Origin of the sequence: Micromonospora thermarum (assembly GCF_012034245.1) — a bacterium.
Taxonomy (GTDB): Bacteria; Actinomycetota; Actinomycetes; order Mycobacteriales; family Micromonosporaceae; genus Micromonospora; species Micromonospora thermarum.
Genome location: NZ_JAATEO010000011.1, coordinates 61,033 through 77,399, shown reverse-complemented (window position 1 = coordinate 77,399; position 16,367 = coordinate 61,033). Strand labels below are relative to the sequence as shown.

The window sequence follows — 16,367 nt, the reverse complement described above, 5'->3', positions numbered from 1 at the left end:
GCGATGCCCGATCCACCCCGGGAGCTGGTGCGCCAGCTCTACCGCACGCCCCCCGACCGGTTCGTCGCCGCGCGGGACGCGGCGGTCGCCGAGGCCCGCCGCGCCGGCGACGCCCGGACCGCCCGGGAGATCGCCCGGCTTCGCCGCCCCACGGTGGCCGCCTGGCTGGTCAACCTGCTCGCGTTGGAACGGCCGGAGCTGGTCGCCGACCTGGGTCAGCTCGCCGAGTCGCTGCGGGCCGCTCAGCGCGAGCTGCGGGGGGCGAAGCTCCGCGAGCTGTCGACCCAGCGCCGGGCCGTCGTCGGTGCGCTGCTCGGCGAGGTGCGCAAGCTGGCGGCCGGTGTCGAGGGCGCCCCGTCGGCCGGGAAGCTGCCGCTGGCCGAGGTGGAGGCGACCCTCAACGCCGCGCTCTCCGACACCGAGGTCGCCGAGCAGGTGCGCTCCGGACGCCTGCTGCGGGCCGCCACGTACGCCGGGTTCGGTGAGGTGCCCCGGCCGCAGCTGCGCCTGGTCACCGGGGGCGGCGAGGAGGAGATCGCCGAGCCGCCGCCGCGACCTCGCGGGGCGGACCGGTCGGCGATCCGGGCCGAGCAGGCGGAACGGGCCGCCCGGGCCGAGCGGGCCCGCCGTCGTCGCGCGCTGGAGAAGGAGCTGGCGAAGGCGCGTACCGACCAGGAACGGGCCGAGGCGGAGCTGACCGGCGCGACGGAGGCCGAGCACGACGGCGCCGCCGCCCTCGACGCGATCGAAGCGGAACTGGCCGAGCTGGAGCGGCGGCGGGCCGTCGTCGAGCAGGACCTGAGCCGCGCCACGCTGGCCCGGCGGGCGGCCGAGCGGACGCTCACCGCCGCCCGCCGCCGCACCGGCGAGGTCGAGGCGGCGGTGGAGGCGCTCGACGCCGAAGAGGAGGATGCCCGCACCCGCGGCGGCACGGCAGACTGACCCCTGTGGACGGACGGGTGGTGCGGGGAGCGGGAGCGTGACGCCGGAGCAGGTGGCGGCCGGGTGCAAGCCGGCGGTGCTGGAGCTCGGGGACGCCTTCACCCGCTGTCCGGTCACCCTGCGCCAGGCCCGGCTGCTCGGCATCTCGGGGTGGGCGTTCTACATCGCGGGACGGGCCGGCTCGCTCGGTGACGTGCGCGCGGAGACGGTGGCCGCCGCCCTCGGGTTCATCGCACCGGAGGCGGTCGCCGACGGCTGGGACGCGACCCTGCGCACCGTCCGGCCGATGCGGGTGGCCACCGTGACGCTGGGCGAGTGCTGCCGGTGGGGTGACGAGAACCTCGACTCCGTGCCCGGTGCCGCACGGCTCGCCGTGCTGCTCGGCCGGGCCGTCGACGCCGCGGACGCCACCGGCATGCCGCTGTTCGCCGCGTGGCGGGCGATGCCGGTGCCGGTGCGCACCGCGGGGGGTCAGGTGGCGGTGAGCCTGCGCCTGCTGCGGGAGCACTTCGCCGGGGCGCACCTGCTCGCCGTACGCGCCGCCGGCATGACGCCGCTGGAGGCGGTGCTCGCCGGGCCGGAGGGCGAGGCCGGCGCCGTGGCGTGCGGCTGGCCGCCGCCGTACCCCACGGTGGGCCCGCTGGTCCGGCGGCGGCTGTGGGCGGAGGCGGTGACCGACCGGCTGACCGCGCCGGCGTTCGCGGCGCTCGGCCCGGCCGACGGCGCCGAACTGGTCGATCTCCTGGCCGCCTTCCGCGCCCACCGGCGCCGCCAATGACCAGGGCGACGAAAATCGGCGGCGCTCCGGCCGGCGGTTTGCCAGGATCGGCGCCGTGACCCTCCCCGCCGGCTGGACCGCCCGCCGACCCACCCTCGACGACGTCCCCGCGATCCTCGCCGTCGTCCACGCCGCCGACGTCTTCGCCGTCGGTTACCCGGACTTCGACGCCGAGGACGTCAAGGCCGCCCTCACCGCCCCCTTCACCGATCCGGCCCGGGACTCCTGGGTGGTCAGCGATCCGGAGGGGAGACTCGTCGCCTGGGCCACGGTGGACAACCCCACCGGCGTGGGCCGGGAGTTCGTGGAGGTCTACGTCGACCCGGAGCGCGGGGACGACCTGCGCGCCCCGCTGCTGGCCCGGATGCTCGACCGGGTGGGCGAGCGGGCCGCCGAGCGCGGCGTGCCGGCGCTGACCGCCCGCGTGTCCGTCTTCGCTCCGGAGATCCGGTGGGCCGCGGAGGTCGCCGAGGCCGGTTTCACCCTCGCCAAGCGGTACGTGGGGATGCGCCGCAGCCTGGCCGACCTGCCCGCCGAGCCGCCGCCCCCGCCCGGGGTCACCGTCCGCCCGCTGCGCGGCGACGACGAGACGGACCTACGGGAGTTCTACCGGATCTTCGACATCGCCTTCCGCGACACGCCGGACTACGAGCCGGTCGGCTTCGACCGGTGGCGGGAGCAGCTCCGCCTGTACGGCACCACCTGGGACGAGTGGTTCATCGCCGAGGTCGACGGGGTGCCGGCCGGGGCGCTGCAATCCTCCGACCAGGCGTTGGAGCAGAACGAGGGGTGGGTGCGGAGCCTGTCGGTGCTGCCCGCGTACCGGCGGCGTGGCGTGGGTGCGGCGCTGCTCTGGCGGGCCTTCTCGGTCTACGCGGCGAAGGGCCGGGAGTGGGCCGGCCTCGGTGTCGATCTGACCAACCCGACCGTGCCGGTCACCCTCTACGAGTCGGTGGGGCTCCGTGAGATGCGCTGGACCGACATGTACGAGCTGGTCGTACCGGCCGCCGGTGTGTGATTGACGACCTCCGCCGGGCCCGGCTGACGACGGCGACGCGGCCGGGAGCAGACTGGAGGCCGTGCGACACCCGCCGCAACGCCGACGCGCTCCGCGCCCGCCTGCTCTAGGCCGAGGCGGTGCCCGTGGGGCGGGTGCGCAGGTCCGTGACGTAGTCGTCCGGCGCGCCCGCCTTCTCGGCGGCGTTCGCGATCTCCGACAGGTACCACGAGGTCGGGAGGCCGCCCTCGTACCCGTCGAAGACGTAGATCCACGCCGTGACGTCGCCGTCCAGGGTCGAGACCCGCACGTGCAGCTTCCGGTACGTGCCGGCGGTGACGCCCTCGATCTCGTCGAGCTGCGCCGCGTCGTACGGGTGGATGTCGTAGAGCGCCACGAACACCCGGTCGCCGGGGGACTCGACGACCGTGCTGACCGCCCCCTCCCAGCCGATCACGCCCTCGCCCGCGAAGGTGAGCCGCCAGCCCTCGAGCCAGCCGGTGCCCACCATGGGCGAATGCGGACAGTAGGCGCGCATCCGGGCAGGGTCGAGGTTTGAGCCGTAGGCGGCGTAATGACGCACGGCGATGACGATAGCCGGGCCGGCCGGTGGGGGAGAATACGACGGTGCGTGTCGGACGCGTTCGGGAGAAGAAAGTCACTGTGAGCATGGACGAGGGGCGAGCGCTGTGAGCCGGATCGTGATCATCGGCGGGGGGCCGGCGGGCTACGAGGCGGCCCTGGTCGCCGCCCAGCTGGACGCCGACGTCACCGTGGTGGAGGCCGAGGGCGCCGGCGGCGCGTGCGTGCTGTCCGACTGCGTCCCGTCGAAGACCTTCATCGCCAGCTCGCAGGTGGTGACCGGGTACCGGGACACCGAGGAGTTCGGGGTGCACTCCGACGGGCTGGAGGCGGTCACCGTCGACGCGCCGGCCGTCAACGGGCGGGTCAAGCGGCTCGCCCTCGCGCAGTCCGCCGACATCCACGCCAAGCTCGTGAAGGCCGGCGTGACCTTCGTCGCCGGCAGCGCCCGGCTCGGTGAGGACACGCTCGGTCACACCCACCGGGTGGTGGTCACGCCGGGTGACGGCGGCGCGGAGTATTCGATCGACGCCTCCACCGTGCTGGTCGCCACCGGCGCGACGCCCCGCCAGCTCCCCACCGCCGTGCCGGACGGCGAGCGCATCCTGACCTGGCGGCAGGTGTACGACCTCACCGAGCTGCCCCGGCACCTGATCGTGGTCGGCTCCGGCGTCACCGGTGCGGAGTTCGCCAGCGCGTACCTGGCGATGGGCGTCGAGGTCACCCTCGTCTCCAGCCGCGACCGGGTGATGCCGCACGAGGACGCCGACGCGGCGATGGCCATCGAGCGGGTGTTCCGCAGCCGGGGCATGAGCATCCTCAACAACTCGCGCGCGGACGCGGTCCGCCGTACCGACGACGGCGTCGAGGTCGAGCTCTCCGACGGCCGCAAGGTGTACGGCTCGCACGCGCTGATCGCGGTCGGCTCCATCCCCAACACGGCGAACCTGGGCCTGGCCGAGTACGGCGTCGAGCTGGCCCGTGGCGGGTACGTCACGGTCGACCGGGTCTCCCGCACGAACGTGCCGGGCATCTACGCCGCCGGCGACTGCACCGGGGTGCTGCCGCTGGCCAGCGTCGCCGCCATGCAGGGCCGCATCGCGATGTGGCACGCGCTTGGCGAGGCGGTCCGGCCGCTGCGCCTGCGGACCGTCGCGGCGAACGTCTTCACCGACCCGGAGCTGGCCACCGTCGGCGTCTCACAGGACGAGGTCGACGCCGGCAAGGTCCCCGCCCGCCAGGTGATGCTGCCGCTCGCCGGTAACGCCCGGGCGAAGATGGACGAGGTCTCCGACGGCTTCGTCAAGCTCTTCTGCCGTCCCGCGAGCGGCCAGGTGATCGGCGGCGTGGTGGTGGCCCCGAAGGCGAGCGAGCTGATCCTGCCGATCACGATGGCCGTGGAGAACAACCTGACGGTCAACGAGCTGGCGCAGACCATCACGATCTACCCGAGCCTCTCCGGCTCCATCACCGAAGCGGCCCGCCAGCTGATGCTCCACGAGCTGGAGTGACCGTCGTCAGCGTGGCGGCGACGGTGGTCAGGAGGGCGACCTCGGCGAGGATCAGCAGGCGTTCCACGAGGCCGAGCAGCGCCCGGTCGCCGGGGTAGGCCGACCAGACCATCGCGGCGGCGAGCAGGAGACTGGCGACGGCGAACCGGCGTACCCAGCGGGCGGTGCCGGCGGGCAGCCGGTCGGCAAGGAGCCAACCGCCGACCGGCAGCGCCAGGAACGCCGCGACCGACGCGTACCGGTGCACGTACGCGGCGGTGTCCATCGGCAGGCCCGGCTCGTTCGTCGGCACGACCGCGGCCAGCAGGAGACCGCCGATCCAGGCCGCCAGCAGCATCTCCGCCGCCCGGGCCCGCCGTAGCCGCCGGAGGGCGGGGAGCAGGACGGCCGTGGCCACGGCGAGGACGATCATGGCGTGGTCGATGGCGCCGCCCCGATCGGAGACGGCGTAGTCGCTGACCGTCAGCGACCAGGGGTCGAGGCCGTCCACGCCGAGGTGGCCGACCACGGCGAGCAGCGCCGCGAGGGCGATCCCACCGAGCGCGAGCAGTCCACTGTTCCGGCTTGCGGGCATGCCCCAGCCTGCGGCCGGAACCGCCCGAAACGGATCCGGGCGACCCACCGACATCGATCCCGGGGTCAGCCCTTAGGTGCCCCGGCGAACTCGCTCACGCCACGTTGAGGTGGATGTTGCCGATCCGGGCGACGACCTCCAAGTGCCCGCCCAGCCCGGTGACGTACGCCCGCAGGCTCTCCAGACTCGTGTGCTCCCCGTTCTCGATCTGGCTGATCCGGGCCTGCGAGAGACCCGCCGCCTCGGCCAGTTGGCTCTGGGTCATTCCCAGTTGCTTGCGAATCTCCGCCAACTGCGCCCCGCTGACCGAGGCCAGCATCTGCTCTCGGAGTCGCCCACGCCGTTCGACGCGCTCAGGCGTGTCCCAGGTCGGGTCGACCTGCCGAGCCTTCCCCTTGACGTCCCGCCAGTTCGTCGGCTCGGTCATTGCCATGACTCCTTAAGTGCCATCAGATGCTCCTCGAACCGCATGTCAGCCAACGCGATAGCGACCTCGTACCACCTCTGCCACTGGCCGGACTTGTCACCAGCGACCAGGAACACGGCCTCCCGGAGTGGGTCGAACGCGAAGATCAACCGGACTTCCGTCGACCCCTGCGAGCCGGGCCGCAGCTCCTTCATGTTGTGGAACGCGCTGCCTTTCAAGCGATCCACCAGAGGGCGTCCCAGCGCCGGGCCGTGCTCGGCCAGGAGATCGATGGCCTCGCTGACGAGGTCTGCGCTCAGCGGGTCTGCCCTGCACAGATCGAGAAACCACGCCTCCACCTCCGGATGTAACCTGACCTCTCACACCCTGCAAATATAAGCCCAGCTTATACCCGACCGGCGGAGGCGCGCTCAGTCGGTGGGGACGTCGGCGGGGCGGGTGGTGCGGCTGGTCAGGAGGGTCATCGCCCAGCCCGCCGCCGCGAACCCCAGCGCTGCCGCCCCGGCGATGATCGCCAGGCGCCAGGCCGAGCCGGTCAGGGCGGCGCCGCCCAGGTGGCCGACCAGCGCCCCGTACGACGCCCAGCCCAGGGCGGCCAGCGACTCGTAGAGCACGAAAAGGCGGTAGGGGTAGCGACGGCGGCCCGCCGCGAAGCACGCCGCCATCCGGCCGCCCGGCACGAACCGGCATACCATGATCACCATTGGTCCGGGCCGGCTGAGCCCTCGGGCGACCCGTCCGGCGACGCGGCGGGCCGCACCGGGCTCGCGCGACCGGCGCGCCGCGCGGCTGGCCCGCAGCGTGGCGGCGATCCGGGAGGTCGGCGTACCCCGGCCGATCAGGTAGCAGGCCAGGTCGCCGGCGAACACGCCGGCCGCTCCGACCGCGATGGTGACGGGCAGGCTGAGGTCGCCGTAGACGGTCAGTGCGCCGGAAGTGATCATAACGGCCTGGGTCGGGATCACCGGGATGAAGGCGTCGGCGATCAGCAGGCCGAGCAGCGCGACGTACGCCAGCGTCGGCGACGCGACCTCACTCAGTTCGGGCACGGCTGTCACCTCGCCGGACGGGCCGATCGGATGTCGGTGAGCCTGACGCAACGTCCGGCGTCACCCGGGAGGGGCCTCCTCGGTCGTGATCGCCGACACGACAGGCCCATAGGGGTTCAACGACCCGGTGGATGCGGTGGTGACGGCCTGCGCGGGAAATCCGGAGACGCAGGGCGCTCGCGGGATCGGCGTCCGTCGGCGTACCGTTGTCGGCGCGCGGCCCCGTCGGGTCCCCCGTTCTCGACGAGCAGGCCGCTGCGGGCCGCCGGCAGGTCCCGTGCCGGCGGCCCGCCCCCGTCTCACCGCCGCCCGTGCCCGCCAGACGGGCCGGCGTCCGCACCCCACGACAGCCGGGGTCCGCGCCCGCACGGCGGCCGGTGTCCGCGCCCGCGCCACGGCCCCTGCCCGCGCCACCGCCGTCCGCAGCCCGGCCGGAAATGCACATGCTCGCCGCCGGCTGGTCCGCGTACCCTTGCCGCATGAATCGTGCGGTCCTCACCACGACGCCGGGACACCCCGGCGCGCCGCACTGACACGTCTGTCCACGAGGCCCCGGGGCGATCCGCCCCGGGGCCTCGTGCTGTTCCGGGCGCCGGTCGCCTCCGGGTCGTACCCGAACCAGGAGCGCGACATGATCGACCACCGCAGGCTCGGCCGTGAGCTGGGCCTCTTCGTCTCCGACCCGCTGGCCGGCGCCGGCCTGCCGCTCTGGCTGCCGGCCGGTGCCGCCGCCCGGCACGCCGTCGAGGAGTACGTCCGCGACCTCGAACGCCGGGCCGGCTACCGGCACGTGGTCACCCCGCCGCTGGGCAAGCGGGAACTCTTCGAACTCTCCGGGCATCTGGGCTACTTCGCGGACGACATGTTCCCGCCGATGCGGCTGTCCGCCGACGACGAGTTCGTGTTGCGGCCGGCGCTCTGCCCGCACCACGCGCTGGTGTACCGGGCGCGGGGTCGCTCCTGGCGGGACCTGCCGCTGCGGATCGCCGAGCTGGGAGACATGTACCGGGCCGAGCGCTCCGGCGTGCTCGGCGGGCTGGCCCGGGTACGCGCCATCTCCCTGAACGATGCGCACAACTTCTGCGCGCTGGAGCGGGTCGGCGAGGAGGTGGCGGAGATCCTGCGGTTGATCCGCGAGGCGCACGCCGCGCTCGGTGTCCGACCGGCGGGGTTCCGGCTGTCGCTGCGCGGGCCGGGGGAGAGGTACGTCGGTGACGACGCCCGGTGGGCGCGGGCCGAGGACCTGCTGCGCGCCGCGCTCGACGGGGTGGAGTACGCGGAGGGCCCGGGGGAGGCGGCCTTCTACGGCCCGAAGATCGACGTCCAGATCGTCGACGCGGCCGGCCGGGAGTCGACCATCTCCACCGTCCAGCTCGACTTCGACAAGCCGGAGCGCTTCGACCTGTCGTACACCGACTCGGGTGGGGCCCGGCGGCGGCCGGTGATGGTGCACCGCAGCCTGGTCGGGAGCATGGAGCGGCTGTTCGCGTACCTGGTCGAGGTGCACCAGGGCGCGTTCCCGCCCTGGTACGCCCCGGTGCAGCTGGTCGTGCTGCCGATCGACGACGGGCAGGACGCGGCGGCCGGCCGCCTCGCCGCCGACGCGCTCGCTGCCGGGCTGCGCGTCGAGGTGGAGCGGGCTGGCTCGCTGGGCGCCCGGATCCGGGACGCCGCCCGCGCCCGCGTCCCGTACGTGGCGGTGATCGGCCCCCGCGAGGCGGCCGACGGACGGGTCTCGCTGCGCCTGCGGGGCGGTCGGACCCTGGATCCGATGCCGGCCGCCGAGGCGCTCGGGCTGGTCGGACGGGCGGTCGCCGCCCGCTCGGCGGACCTCCTGCCGGCCGGCTGAGCGACCCGCCGGTCCCCGCGCACACCGCGCGGGGACCGGACCGGCGTTCACTGCGCCACCGCCGGCTCGGGCTCGCCCGCCGTCGCCTGGCTGAACTGGGCCCGGTAGAGGCGCGCGTACGCCCCGCCGGCGGCGAGCAACTCGTCGTGGGTGCCCTGCTCGACGATCCGGCCGTCCTCCATCATCAGGATCAGGTCGGCGTCGCGGATCGTGGACAGCCGGTGCGCGATGACGAAGCTCGTGCGGTCCGACCGCAACGCCGCCATCGCCCGCTGGAGCAGCACCTCGGTCCTCGTGTCCACCGAGCTGGTCGCCTCGTCGAGGATCAGCAGGGACGGCTCGGCGAGGAACGCGCGGGCGATGGTGATGAGCTGCTTCTCCCCGGCGCTGGCGTTGCTCCCCTCCTCGTCGATGACGGTGTCGTAGCCGTCCGGGAGGCTGCGGACGAAGCGGTCGACGAACGTCGCCCGCGCCGCCGCCAGGATCTCCTCCTCGGTGGCGCCCGGTCGCCCGTACGCGATGTTGTCGCGGATCGTGCCGCCGAAGAGCCACGTGTCCTGGAGCACCATGCCGACCCGACCGCGCAGGTCGTCGCGGGTCAGCCGGGTGACGTCCACCCCGTCGAGGGTGATCCGGCCGGCGTCCAGCTCGTAGAAGCGCATGATCAGGTTGACCAGGGTGGTCTTGCCGGCACCGGTGGGCCCGACGATGGCCACGGTCTGGCCGGGCTCGGCGACCAGCGACAGGTCCTCGATCAGCGGCTTCTCCGGGGCGTACCGGAAGGAGACGTGCTGGAACTCGACGCGCCCGCGCGGGTCGGCCACCCGGGCCGGCACGGCCGGGTCCGGGGTCTGCTCCTCGGCGTCGAGCACCGCGAACACCCGCTCGGCGGAGGCCACCCCGGACTGGAGCAGGTTCGCCATCGACGCGACCTGGGTGAGCGGCTGGGTGAACTGGCGGGAGTACTGGATGAACGCCTGCACGTCGCCCAGGGTCATCGTCCCCGAGGCCACCCGGAGACCGCCGACCACGGCGATCGCCACGTAGCTGAGGTTCCCGATGAACATCATCGCCGGCATGATGATCCCGGAGATGAACTGGGCGCCGAAGCTGGCCCGGAACAGCTCCTCGTTCTTCGCGGCGAAGGCCGCCTGCACCTCGCGCTGCCGGCCGAAGACCTTGACCAGCTCGTGGCCGGTGAACGCCTCCTCGACCTGCCCGTTCAGCTCGCCGGTGTGTGTCCACTGGGCGATGAACTGACCCTGCGAGCGCTTCGCGATCCGCTGGGTGACCACGACCGACAGCGGCACCGCGACCAGCGCGACCAGGGCCAGCAGCGGCGAGATCCAGAACATCATGGCGAGGACGCCGACGACGGTGAGCAGCGAGGTGAGCAGCTGGCTCAGCGTCTGCTGGAGGCTGATGGAGATGTTGTCGATGTCGTTGGTGACCCGGCTGAGCAGCTCCCCGCGCGGCTGCCGGTCGAAGTACGGCAGCGGCAGCCGGTTGAGCTTCGCCTCCACGTCCTCGCGTAGCCGGTGGACGGTCCGCTGCACCACACCGGTGAGCAGCCACCCCTGCCACCAGGTCAGTGCGGCCGCCGCGACGTAGAGGCCGAGGGCCAGCAGCAGCACCCGGGCCAGCGCGGACGTGTCGATCCCCGCGCCGGGCACCACGCCCATCCGGGTGATCACGTCGGCGAAGCTGTCGTCGCCCGCCGCCCGGGCCGCCGCGGCGGCCTGCTCGGTCGTCGTACCGGGCGGCAGCTGCCGGCCCAGCACCCCGGCGAAGATCAGGTCGGTGGCGTGCCCGAGCACCTTCGGCCCGACCGCGCTGAGCCCGACGCCGAGCACCGCGAGCCCGACCACCCCGACCAGCTGGGGGCGGTGCGGGCGCAACCGTCCGAGCAGCCGCCGGGCCGACGGCCCGAAGGTCATCGACCGCTCGGCGGGCATCCCGGCCCCCATCCACGGCGGACCGCCGCGCTGGCCGCCGGCCGGCAGTCGCCGGGGCACCGGCCCGTCGGGGGCCGGCCGTCCCTGCGGTACGACCGCAGCCGGGCCGCCGCCACGAGGACTCTCGACGCCGCGCCCCGTGTTCCGCTCGCCGCTCACGCTGCCACCCCCGTGGTCTGCTGGGACGCGACGATCTCGGCGTACGTGGGGCAGTCGTCCAGCAGCTCCGCGTGCCGCCCGACCCCGACCACCGCCCCGCCCTCCAGGACGACGATCTGGTCGGCATCGACGATCGTGGAGACCCGCTGTGCCACGGTCACCACCGCCGCGTCGGTGGTGACCGGCCGCAACGCCGCCCGTAGCCGCGCGTCGGTGCCCAGGTCCAGCGCCGAGAACGAGTCGTCGAACAGGTAGATCTCCGGCCGGCGTACCAGGGCCCGGGCGATCGCCAGCCGCTGCCGCTGGCCGCCGGAGACGTTGGTGCCGCCCTGCGCGATCGGCGCGTCCAGCCCCTCGGGCATCGCCTCGACGAAGTCGCGCGCCTGCGCCACCTCCAGCGCCGCCCACAGCTCGGCGTCGGTCGCGTCCGGGTTGCCGAGGCGGAGGTTGCTCGCCACCGTGCCGCTGAACAGGTAGGGGCGCTGCGGCACCAGGCCGATCCGCCGCCACAGCTCGTCGGGCGCCAGGTCCCGGACGTCCACGCCGTCCACCAGCACGGCGCCGGAGGTCACGTCGACCAGCCGCGGGATCAGGGAGAGCAGGGTGGTCTTGCCGGCGCCGGTGCCGCCAACGACCGCCGTGGTCGTGCCCGGCGCCACCCGGAACGAGACGTTCCGCAGCACCGGCTCGGCCGCGCCCGGGTACTGGAAGCGCACGTCCCGCAGCTCCAGCTCGGCCCGCGGCGGCAGGTCGGTGACCGGTTGCGCCGGGGGAACCACGGAGGAGTCGGTGTCCAGCACCTCGACGACGCGCTCGGCGCAGACCGTCGCCCGCGGCACCATCATCAGCATGAAGGTGGCCATCATGACCGCCATCAGGATCTGCATCAGGTACTGCAGGAAGGCCGTGAGCGCGCCGACCTCGATCGCACCGGCGCCCACCCGCCGCGCGCCGAACCACAGCACCGCGACGCTGGAGACGTTGAGCACCAGCATCACGACGGGAAAGATCAGGGCGCCCAGTCGGCCGGTCCGCAGGGCCGTCGCGGTCAGGTCGGCGTTGGCGGCGGCGAAACGTGCCGTCTCGTACGGCTCCCGGACGAACGCCCGGACGACGCGGATGCCGGTGATCTGCTCGCGCAGCACCCGGTTCACCGTGTCGATGCGCGTCTGCATGAGACGGAACCCGGGCACCATCCGCCGGATAACCAGGCCCAGGCCGGCGGCCAGCACCGGCACGCTGACGAGCATCAGCCAGGAGAGCCCGACGTCCTCGCGCAGCGCCATCACCACGCCACCGACGCTCATGATCGGTGCGGCCACCAGCGCGATGGCGCTCATCAGCACGAGCACCTGCACCTGCTGCACGTCGTTGGTGTTGCGGGTGATCAGCGACGGGGCCCCGAACCGGGCGACCTCGCGGGCGGAGAAGCGGTTCACGTGCGCGAAGACCGCCGCGCGCACGTCCCGGCCGAAGGCCGCCGCGGTGCGGGCACCGAGGTAGACGGCGGCGACGGCGCAGACGATCTGCACCAGGCTGACCACGAGCATCCAGCCGCCGGTCCGCACGATGTATCCGGTGTCGCCCCGGGCCACGCCGAGGTCGATGATGTCGGCGTTGAGGCTCGGCAGGTAGAGCGAGGCCATCGTGCCGACGAACTGGAGGGCCACCACCGCGGCCAACGGCCGGCGGTATGGGCGCAGGTGCGTGCGCAGCAACCGGATCAGCACGTCGGGCCGCCCTCCGGCACGGCGGCGTCCGCGCTGCCGATGACCGCCAGCAGGAACTCCCGGACCACCGCCGCCTTCTCCGGGTCGGCGTCGACCGGGGTGAGCGGACGGTCGGAGCGCATCATCGCCCGGAGCGCGTCGGCGCGGGCCCGGCCGGCGGAGGTGAGCGTCAGCTTGACGCTGCGCCGGTCCGTGGCGTGCCGCTGCCGCTCGACCAGGCCGTCGCGTTCCAGGGTGTCGACGATGCCGGTCAGGGTGGCCGGCTTGACGAAGCACCGCTCGGCCACCGCGCGGTGCGGCAGCTCGCCGTGCTCGGCCAGGGTCAGCAGGGTGACCATGCCGGCCTGGGTGAGGCCGTGCTCCTCGGCGAGCCAGCGGTTCCATCGCTGGCTCGTCAGGTGCCCGGCCACCACCAGCAGCCGCCCGAGTGGGACGTCGTCGAGGCGGATCAGCTCCATGAGCGCCAGATTAGCGGCCTGACAGTCAGGGGCCAAACGAAATTGCCGCGGCGGTGGCGACGAACAGCACCTGGAGAGCCGAACGGGCGCCGATCGGCGTCACCGGCCGGCCCGCCAGAGTGAGGCCGCGCCGGGCCGCCGACACGTTGGCCGGGAACATGGCGAGCATCAGCACCACCAGACCGGCGGCGGCCCACCGGGCGGTGGCCGGGACGAGCAGTGCCACGGCTCCGAGCAGTTCGAGCACCCCGGTCAGGGTGGCCAGGAGCCCGGGATGCGGGAGTCGGGGCGGCACCATCGCCACGAGGTCGGCCCGGCGTCGCGGGCCGAAGTGGGCCGCGCCGGTCAGGACGAACATGAGGGCCAGCCCCACCCGCAGGGCCGGCTGCCACCCGTCGAGCGCGGCCACGCCGGCCAAACCGGCCAGTCGGGCCACGGCGGCTCCGGCGACCAGGGCGATCAGCGGAATCAACGAGACCTCCTCGACCTATCTTGTCGACGTCAAGATTGCCCCGGTGGCGCCATCTTGTCAATGGAAAGATAGGATCGGCGCATGACTGGCACCCGGAGCTACCACCACGGCGATCTGCGCCGGGCCCTGCTCGCCGCCGCGGCCGAGGTGATCGAGGAGTCCGGGCCGGCGGCACTGAGCCTTCGGGACCTCGCCCGCCGGGCGGGCGTGTCGCACGCGGCGCCCGCGCACCACTTCGGCGACAAGGCCGGCCTGCTCACGGCGCTCGCGGTGGAGGGCTTCGACCTGCTCGCCGAGGCGCTGCACGGCGCCGACGGCGGCCTGCTGGAGGCCGGGGTGGCCTATGTGGACTTCGCCGTCCGCCACCGGGCCCACTTCGAGGTGATGTTCCGCCCCGACCTCTACCGCCGTGAGGCGCCGGAGGTGGTGGCCGCGCGCGAACGGTCGGGAGGCGCTCTGCACGCGGCGGTCGCCGACCTTCCGCCCGGGCACGGTACGTCCGGCGACGCCCGGGGCGACGCGTTGGCTGCCTGGTCGATCGTCCACGGCTTCGCCACGCTCTGGAACGCCGGCGCCCTGCCCGCCGACGTGGGCGACGATCCGCAGGCGGCGGCGCGAGCCGTCATCCACCGCCTCTTCGGGCCCCGCTGACTCAGCCCGCCGTCGACCGCCCACCCGGGTCGCCCGGGGCGGTAACGACGTACTCCCGCATCACCGCCGCCACCTCCCGCAGGAACGCGGTGGTCGCCGCCGCCTGCTCCGGCGTGAGCCGGGCGACCGCCTGTTCGATCCCGGCCAGCATCGGGCGTAGTGCCTCCAGCACCTCGTCGTACGCCTGGTCGGTGACCTGGAGCGCCAGCCGGCGCCGGTCCTGCGGGTGCGGTGCGCGCTCGACGTGGCCGGCCCGCACGAGCCGGTCCACCAGGGTGGTGGCCGAGGCCGAGCGGATCCCGAGCCGGTTGCCCAGTTCCGCCGGGCCGAGGACGTCCGGGCTGGAGACCAGGTGGTCGATGGCGGCGGCGTCCGTCGCCCCGATGCCGAGACGGCGGGCCAGGGCACCGCGGGTGTCGCCGGCGGCCCGGATCACCTCGCGCAACGCCCGGGCGGTGGCGCTCGTCGACGGCGCCTCGCTGTACGGCCCGCGGCGCGAGCCGCCGGTGGTTGACGGAGGGCGTTCCATCGGTGAAAGCTAGCATCTCATGTAGCTAGACAATCTAGCGATCGGAGGCGGGCATGCCGGTGCAGGGACGCGCGCGCTGGTGGGGGCTCCTCGCGATCAGCCTCGGAGTCGCGACGATCATCGTCGACGCCACCATCGTCAACGTCGCCGTACCCGCGATCATCCGGGACCTCGGCATCACCGCCACCGACGCGCAGTGGGTCCAGGAGGCGTACACCCTGGTCTTCGCCGCCCTGCTGCTGGTCGCCGGCCGATTCGCCGACCGCGCCGGCCGGCGGCGGGCGTTCGTCGCCGGCGTGGTGGTCTTCGTCGCGGCCAGCGTGCTCGCCGCGGTGGCCGGGTCCGGCGAGGCGCTGATCGGCGCGCGGGTGCTCCAGGGGCTCGGCGGCGCCATGATCCTGCCGACCTCGCTGTCCCTGTTGAACGCCACGTTCACCGGGCGGGAGAAGGGGATCGCGTTCGCGATCTGGGGGTCCACCATCGGCGGCGCCGCCGCCCTGGGCCCACTCCTCGGCGGCTGGCTCACCACGGAGCTGTCCTGGCGATGGGCGTTCGGCATCAACGTGCCGGTCGGCGCGCTGGTCGTGGCCGCCACGCTCGCACTGGTACGCGAGTCCCGGGACGAGCGCGCGGAGCGGGGGCTCGACTGGCTCGGCGCCCTGCTCTCGGTCGTCGGCATGACCGGCGTCGTCTTCGCGCTCATCGAGGGGCGCACCTACGGGTGGTGGGAGCGGGAGAAGCCGTTCAGCCTGTTCGGACTGGACTGGACCGCCGCGATCTCGCCGGTGCCGGTGGCCGGGCTGGTCGGCCTGGTCACCCTCGCCGTCTTCGTCGCCCACCAGGTCCGCCGCAGCCGGTCCGGCCGGGCCGCCCTGCTCGACCTGTCGCTGTTCCGGATCGGCTCGTTCCGCAACGCCGTCGTCGCCGCCGCGATCGTCAGCCTGGGCGAGTTCGGCCTGCTCTTCGCCCTTCCGCTGTGGTACCAGAACGTCCTCGGCTACAGCGCGTTCGACACCGGCCTCGCCCTGCTGCCCCTCGCCGTCGGCAGCTTTCTGGCCAGCGGTCTCGGCGCACCACTCGTCCAGCGGTGGGGCGCCGCCCGCGTCGTGCAGGTCGGCGTCGCCGCCGAACTCGCCGGCATCGCCGGCCTCGGTACGGTCGTCGCCCCGGACACGTCCTGGTGGGCGCCGCTGGGCTTCCTGTTCCTCTACGGCGTCGGGGTCGGCCTGGCCACCGCCCAGCTCACCGGGGTGTCGCTGCGGGAGGTGCCGGTCCGGCAGAGCGGCCAGGGCTCGGGCGTGCAGAGCACCGCGCGGCAGGTGGGGTCGGCGCTCGGCATCGCGGTGCTGGGCACCGTGCTCTTCGCCGGCCTGGGCGGGATCCTCGGCGACCGGCTCGCCGACCAGCCCGGTGTCGACCCGGCCCAGCGCGAGCAGATCGTGGCCGCCGTCCGGGAGAGCGCCGGCGCGGCGATCGGCGGCCTCGCCGCCGATCCGCGTACCGCGCCGATCGCGGAGGAGGCGAAGGCCGCCTTCTCCGACGCCACCCGGTACGCGGCCTTCTCCGCCGCCGGCTTCCTCCTGGTCGGCCTGCTCGCCTGCGCCCGGCTGCCCCGGGACCACCCCGAGCCGTCCCCGCCGTCCCGCCAACCGACGCCGGCGACGACGTCGGGCGGCTGAGCCGATCACCGACGTCGGGCGGTCC

General features: G+C 74.0%; 16 protein-coding genes and 1 pseudogene. 7 read left to right on the top strand and 10 right to left on the bottom strand.

Going from position 1 to position 16,367, the window contains the following annotated elements:
* Positions 1-3 precede the first annotated feature (3 nt).
* From HCJ94_RS12310 to HCJ94_RS31165, 3 genes are read left to right on the top strand one after another with little or no spacing between them, the layout of a single operon-like run.
* Positions 4-942 carry a hypothetical protein gene (locus HCJ94_RS12310; RefSeq protein WP_168001135.1) on the top strand — a complete coding sequence of 313 codons (939 nt, stop codon included), beginning with the start codon at positions 4-6 and terminating at the stop codon, positions 940-942.
* A gap of 37 nt (positions 943-979) precedes the next feature.
* Entirely contained in the window at positions 980-1,720 is a 741-nt protein-coding gene (locus tag HCJ94_RS12305; RefSeq protein ID WP_168001134.1) for an SCO6745 family protein, read from the top strand.
* A 55-nt stretch (positions 1,721-1,775) separates the two neighbouring features.
* Entirely contained in the window at positions 1,776-2,738 is a 963-nt protein-coding gene (locus HCJ94_RS31165; protein ID WP_168001133.1) for a GNAT family N-acetyltransferase, read from the top strand.
* Between the two features lie 106 nt (positions 2,739-2,844).
* Here HCJ94_RS31165 and HCJ94_RS12295 read toward each other — a convergent pair whose 3' ends face one another.
* Positions 2,845-3,300, bottom strand: a complete 456-nt coding sequence (locus tag HCJ94_RS12295; protein WP_168001132.1) for a gamma-glutamylcyclotransferase — start codon at positions 3,298-3,300, stop codon at positions 2,845-2,847.
* A 106-nt stretch (positions 3,301-3,406) separates the two neighbouring features.
* On the opposite strand from HCJ94_RS12295, the gene HCJ94_RS12290 reads away from it, so the two are divergent.
* Positions 3,407-4,810, top strand: coding sequence for an NAD(P)H-quinone dehydrogenase (locus HCJ94_RS12290; protein WP_168001131.1), 1,404 nt, complete (start codon positions 3,407-3,409; stop codon positions 4,808-4,810).
* Here the strand turns inward: HCJ94_RS12290 and HCJ94_RS12285 are convergent.
* The 4 genes from HCJ94_RS12285 to HCJ94_RS12270 all read right to left on the bottom strand — a co-directional run bounded on the left by HCJ94_RS12285 (position 4,767) and on the right by HCJ94_RS12270 (position 6,860).
* Complete coding sequence (locus HCJ94_RS12285) at positions 4,767-5,384, bottom strand: DUF998 domain-containing protein (RefSeq protein ID WP_168001130.1); 618 nt, start codon at positions 5,382-5,384, stop codon at positions 4,767-4,769. The genes HCJ94_RS12290 and HCJ94_RS12285 overlap by 44 nt on opposite strands.
* Positions 5,385-5,478: 94 nt before the next feature.
* Positions 5,479-5,811, bottom strand: a complete 333-nt coding sequence (locus tag HCJ94_RS12280; protein ID WP_168001129.1) for a helix-turn-helix domain-containing protein — start codon at positions 5,809-5,811, stop codon at positions 5,479-5,481.
* Entirely contained in the window at positions 5,808-6,149 is a 342-nt protein-coding gene (locus tag HCJ94_RS12275; RefSeq protein WP_168001128.1) for a type II toxin-antitoxin system RelE/ParE family toxin, read from the bottom strand. The genes HCJ94_RS12280 and HCJ94_RS12275 overlap by 4 nt, the downstream gene beginning before the upstream one ends.
* 72 nt (positions 6,150-6,221) lie before the next feature.
* Positions 6,222-6,860: a DedA family protein gene (locus HCJ94_RS12270; protein WP_168001127.1), complete on the bottom strand. Its 639-nt coding sequence runs from the start codon at positions 6,858-6,860 to the stop codon at positions 6,222-6,224.
* 580 nt (positions 6,861-7,440) lie between these two features.
* Between HCJ94_RS12270 and thrS the strand changes: the two genes are divergently transcribed.
* Positions 7,441-8,709 carry a threonine--tRNA ligase gene (gene thrS / locus HCJ94_RS12265; RefSeq protein ID WP_309227241.1) on the top strand — a complete coding sequence of 423 codons (1,269 nt, stop codon included), beginning with the start codon at positions 7,441-7,443 and terminating at the stop codon, positions 8,707-8,709.
* On the opposite strand, the pseudogene HCJ94_RS12260 reads toward thrS, so the two are convergent.
* The 4 genes and pseudogenes from HCJ94_RS12260 to HCJ94_RS12245 form a co-directional block, all read right to left on the bottom strand.
* Positions 8,684-10,664: pseudogene (locus HCJ94_RS12260) on the bottom strand (ABC transporter ATP-binding protein); the annotation flags it as partial. The gene thrS and the pseudogene HCJ94_RS12260 overlap by 26 nt on opposite strands.
* A gap of 155 nt (positions 10,665-10,819) precedes the next feature.
* Positions 10,820-12,553, bottom strand: coding sequence for an ABC transporter ATP-binding protein (locus HCJ94_RS12255; RefSeq protein WP_168001125.1), 1,734 nt, complete (start codon positions 12,551-12,553; stop codon positions 10,820-10,822).
* Positions 12,547-13,011 (bottom strand): MarR family winged helix-turn-helix transcriptional regulator, encoded by a 465-nt coding sequence (locus tag HCJ94_RS12250; protein ID WP_168001124.1) that lies wholly within the window; start codon positions 13,009-13,011, stop codon positions 12,547-12,549. The genes HCJ94_RS12255 and HCJ94_RS12250 overlap by 7 nt, the downstream gene beginning before the upstream one ends.
* 25 nt (positions 13,012-13,036) lie before the next feature.
* A complete protein-coding gene (locus tag HCJ94_RS12245) occupies positions 13,037-13,483 on the bottom strand; it encodes a DoxX family protein (RefSeq protein ID WP_168001123.1) in 447 nt (148 codons plus the stop codon).
* Between the two features lie 81 nt (positions 13,484-13,564).
* Between HCJ94_RS12245 and HCJ94_RS12240 the strand changes: the two genes are divergently transcribed.
* Positions 13,565-14,134, top strand: a complete 570-nt coding sequence (locus tag HCJ94_RS12240; protein WP_168001122.1) for a TetR/AcrR family transcriptional regulator — start codon at positions 13,565-13,567, stop codon at positions 14,132-14,134.
* A 1-nt stretch (position 14,135) separates the two neighbouring features.
* Here HCJ94_RS12240 and HCJ94_RS12235 read toward each other — a convergent pair whose 3' ends face one another.
* Positions 14,136-14,663: a MarR family winged helix-turn-helix transcriptional regulator gene (locus HCJ94_RS12235; protein ID WP_168001121.1), complete on the bottom strand. Its 528-nt coding sequence runs from the start codon at positions 14,661-14,663 to the stop codon at positions 14,136-14,138.
* 53 nt (positions 14,664-14,716) lie between these two features.
* Between HCJ94_RS12235 and HCJ94_RS12230 the strand changes: the two genes are divergently transcribed.
* Positions 14,717-16,342, top strand: a complete 1,626-nt coding sequence (locus HCJ94_RS12230) for a DHA2 family efflux MFS transporter permease subunit (RefSeq protein ID WP_168001120.1) — start codon at positions 14,717-14,719, stop codon at positions 16,340-16,342.
* The last annotated feature ends 25 nt before the right edge of the window (positions 16,343-16,367 follow it).

Excerpts from the sequence above, each read along its gene's own strand:
- HCJ94_RS12230 (WP_168001120.1), top strand. The coding sequence starts at position 14,717 with ATGCCGGTGCAGGGACGCGCGCGCTGGTGGGGGCTCCTCGCGATCAGC.
- HCJ94_RS12280 (WP_168001129.1), bottom strand. The coding sequence starts at position 5,811 with ATGACCGAGCCGACGAACTGGCGGGACGTCAAGGGGAAGGCTCGGCAG.
- HCJ94_RS12285 (WP_168001130.1), bottom strand. The coding sequence starts at position 5,384 with ATGCCCGCAAGCCGGAACAGTGGACTGCTCGCGCTCGGTGGGATCGCC.
- HCJ94_RS12240 (WP_168001122.1), top strand. The coding sequence starts at position 13,565 with ATGACTGGCACCCGGAGCTACCACCACGGCGATCTGCGCCGGGCCCTG.
- HCJ94_RS12235 (WP_168001121.1), bottom strand. The coding sequence starts at position 14,663 with ATGGAACGCCCTCCGTCAACCACCGGCGGCTCGCGCCGCGGGCCGTAC.
- HCJ94_RS12310 (WP_168001135.1), top strand. The coding sequence starts at position 4 with ATGCCCGATCCACCCCGGGAGCTGGTGCGCCAGCTCTACCGCACGCCC.
- HCJ94_RS12250 (WP_168001124.1), bottom strand. The coding sequence starts at position 13,011 with ATGGAGCTGATCCGCCTCGACGACGTCCCACTCGGGCGGCTGCTGGTG.